This window comes from Streptomyces sp. T39, from assembly GCF_008042045.1.
Taxonomy (GTDB): Bacteria; Actinomycetota; Actinomycetes; order Streptomycetales; family Streptomycetaceae; genus Streptomyces.
This window is the reverse complement of the sequence record NZ_RDBP01000096.1, coordinates 1-2,375: the sequence shown is the minus strand read 5'-3', so window position 1 is coordinate 2,375 and position 2,375 is coordinate 1. Positions and strand designations below refer to the sequence as shown.

Annotated in this window: 4 protein-coding genes; 2 read left to right on the top strand and 2 right to left on the bottom strand. The window is 73.9% G+C overall.

The annotated features are described in order from the left end of the window. The coding region (locus EAO77_RS35520) for a DUF397 domain-containing protein (RefSeq protein ID WP_147992446.1) at positions 1-182 on the bottom strand (182 nt) is incomplete at its 3' end. Continuing rightward, positions 166-1,002 carry a helix-turn-helix domain-containing protein gene (locus EAO77_RS35515; protein ID WP_147992445.1) on the bottom strand — a complete coding sequence of 279 codons (837 nt, stop codon included), beginning with the start codon at positions 1,000-1,002 and terminating at the stop codon, positions 166-168. The genes EAO77_RS35520 and EAO77_RS35515, both read right to left, overlap by 17 nt. 188 nt (positions 1,003-1,190) lie before the next feature. Between EAO77_RS35515 and EAO77_RS40740 the strand changes: the two genes are divergently transcribed. Together EAO77_RS40740 and EAO77_RS35505 are read left to right on the top strand one after the other, a co-directional pair. Further along, positions 1,191-1,646: a hypothetical protein gene (locus tag EAO77_RS40740; RefSeq protein WP_261994299.1), complete on the top strand. Its 456-nt coding sequence runs from the start codon at positions 1,191-1,193 to the stop codon at positions 1,644-1,646. A gap of 81 nt (positions 1,647-1,727) precedes the next feature. Further along, positions 1,728-2,363, top strand: a complete 636-nt coding sequence (locus EAO77_RS35505; protein WP_147992444.1) for a hypothetical protein — start codon at positions 1,728-1,730, stop codon at positions 2,361-2,363. Positions 2,364-2,375 lie beyond the last annotated feature (12 nt).

The following is a 2,375-nucleotide window of genomic DNA, read 5'->3' as shown; positions in this document are numbered from 1 at the left end:
CCCGCCGCCGGGAAGACCAGCGCCGGTCCGGTCGGGCACTTGCTGTCGCGGACCGGGACACGGACGCCGTGGCCGCGGGCGACCTCCAGGCACTCGCCCTGATCGCCGCCGCTGAAGCTGGACTTGAACCAGCCGTCCACGGTGGACGCGTCGCGGACGGTGGGCTCAGTGCTGCTGACCACGTTCGTGCTCCTCGGCTGCCGCCCTCACCAGGGCCAGGGACTCCTCGCGCGACAAGGCGTCGCTCAGGGCAAGAGCGTAGGAGGTCTGGCTCTCCCTCACCAGGGCCGGCTCGTCCATGAGGTGCCCGGTGAGCAGGCCCTCCACATAGGCGACCGGTGCGGCGTCCTCGAAGCTCATCAAGGTGAGCAGACTCTGCATCAGGGCGTGCGCCCCCGCGCCGAACGGCAGCACGTGCAGCCGCAGCCGTCCCTCCTCCGCGAGGTCGGCGATCCGGTGGAGCTGCCCGGCCATCACCTGCCCGCCGCCCACCCGGCGCCTCAGTACGGCCTCGTCCAGCAGCGTCCACAGCACCGGCCGGTCCGGACCCTCCAGGACGCGGGCGCGCTCCGTGCGAATGACAACGGCACGGTCAAGGTCCTCGGGTCGGTGGTTGGCCCGGTAGGAGCGGAAGACCGCACGGGCGTAGTCGTCGGTCTGGAGCAGGCCCGGCACCAGCGACAGCGCGAACTGCTGGATCAGGCGCGCCTGCTGTTCGAGCTCCGCGACGGCGGCGAAGTGGTCGGCGTACTTGGTGTCCAGATCCTGGAGCCAGCGGGCGAAGAACCCGTCCGTCCCGAGCGCCCGGTCGATGCGCTGGGCGTCGTCGGGGCTCGGCATGCGCCGCCCCGCCTCGAAATGGCTGATCAGTGTCGGCGAGCACACCACGTGCTCGCCCAGCGCTTCCTGGGTCAGCTCGGCCGCTATCCGGCGCAGTCTCAGCTCGGCGCCGTACTTCTCCCGCGGCGTGCGCGGTGTCCGCTGCCGGTGACCGGAGTCCATGCGACCAACTCCCCTTGCTGACGGGCGTGCTGTCAAGCGACTGGTACTGGCAGCGTAGCGACCGGCGACCCCACTCTGTGACCAGTCGGCCACTCAGGGAGATGTGGCCCGGAGGGAAAGCAGGTGCCGCACATGGTCCGCTGTGCGAGACGGTCCGCCCCCGACGGTTCTCCGCCCGGGAGCCCCGGGTGAGTGCCGGGGAGCCCGAGGGGGCCAGGCTGCTGCCGTGGACCGGCCCGGAGGGGCGGCCGTGCTACGTGATCGGGGACGGCTCCGGTCCCGTCTCCAGCGCGGCCGACCGGATCGAGCGGATCCGGCTGGGGATGGCGGGCGAACTCGTCGTGCACGCCGGGGAGATGCTCGCCGATCACCGGGTCACCCGCGGCGAACTCCACTACCTCGCGTCCCGGCTCGTGGAGTCGCTGCGGGACGTGGGGCGCATCGCCGAAGCGCGCGGGGCCGCCGCGCAGGGGGCTGCCGGGCCCGAGGAACGCGCGGCCGGCGGAGGCGGGCTCGGGGGAGGCGCGTCCGGGGCGGACACGCCTGGCGGAGGTGCGGGCTCCGCCGGGCCGCCGTGGGCGGTGCCGCCGGGGATCGTGGCGGCCGAGGACGGTCCGCGGAAAAATCCTCCGCCGGTGACATAGCGGGGGACGCGTCCCGCCGTCTGAGGGGTGTAGGCAACACCGCGACTCCCCCTTGGGGAGCCACCTTTCGACGGAGGACGGATGAAGACGCGCAGGTTCGTCATGGCGGGCGTCATGGCGGCATTGCTCGCGGGCGGGGCGGGTACCGCCGTCGCGCTCGGCGGCGGGGACGGGGCGGATTCCGCCGCCGCGAAGACCGGGGCCGCGGCCCCCGCAGCGGCCGCGGCGACCCCGGCCACCCGTCTCGCGGCGGCGGCCGAGGCCCCGGCGCCCGGCCCGCGTGTGGTGCGGCCCTACGAGCCCGTGGAGATAGGCCAGGGCGCGAAGATGGGACTGCTCCCGCAGGGGCAGCAGAACTACGTCGTCGCCTGGAACGACTACGCGGCCTCCGTGGAACGCGCCAAGAGCCTCGTCGGCGACAGCATCCGCCCGAACAGCCTCAGCGGCGGGGTGAACTCCGACGGCGACGACGTCCTGTTCACGGGCGCCTTCCGCACCCACACCGTCCCGGCGCGGATCACCGTGCGGATCGGAGACGGCGCGGTGCGGGACGCGGGCATGCTGAAGCTGCCCGGCAACCCCGGCTGGGGCACCTACCATCTCGACGCGGCGGGCGAGGGGCCGCTGGCGGAGACCGTGCGCGTCACCGCGTACGGTCCGGACGGCGCCGAGCTGGCCCGGCTGTCGTTCGACCCCTCACCGGCCGACGGCCGCTGACCCCGCGCACCG

Excerpts from the sequence above, each read along its gene's own strand:
- EAO77_RS35505 (WP_147992444.1), top strand. The coding sequence starts at position 1,728 with ATGAAGACGCGCAGGTTCGTCATGGCGGGCGTCATGGCGGCATTGCTC.
- EAO77_RS35515 (WP_147992445.1), bottom strand. The coding sequence starts at position 1,002 with ATGGACTCCGGTCACCGGCAGCGGACACCGCGCACGCCGCGGGAGAAG.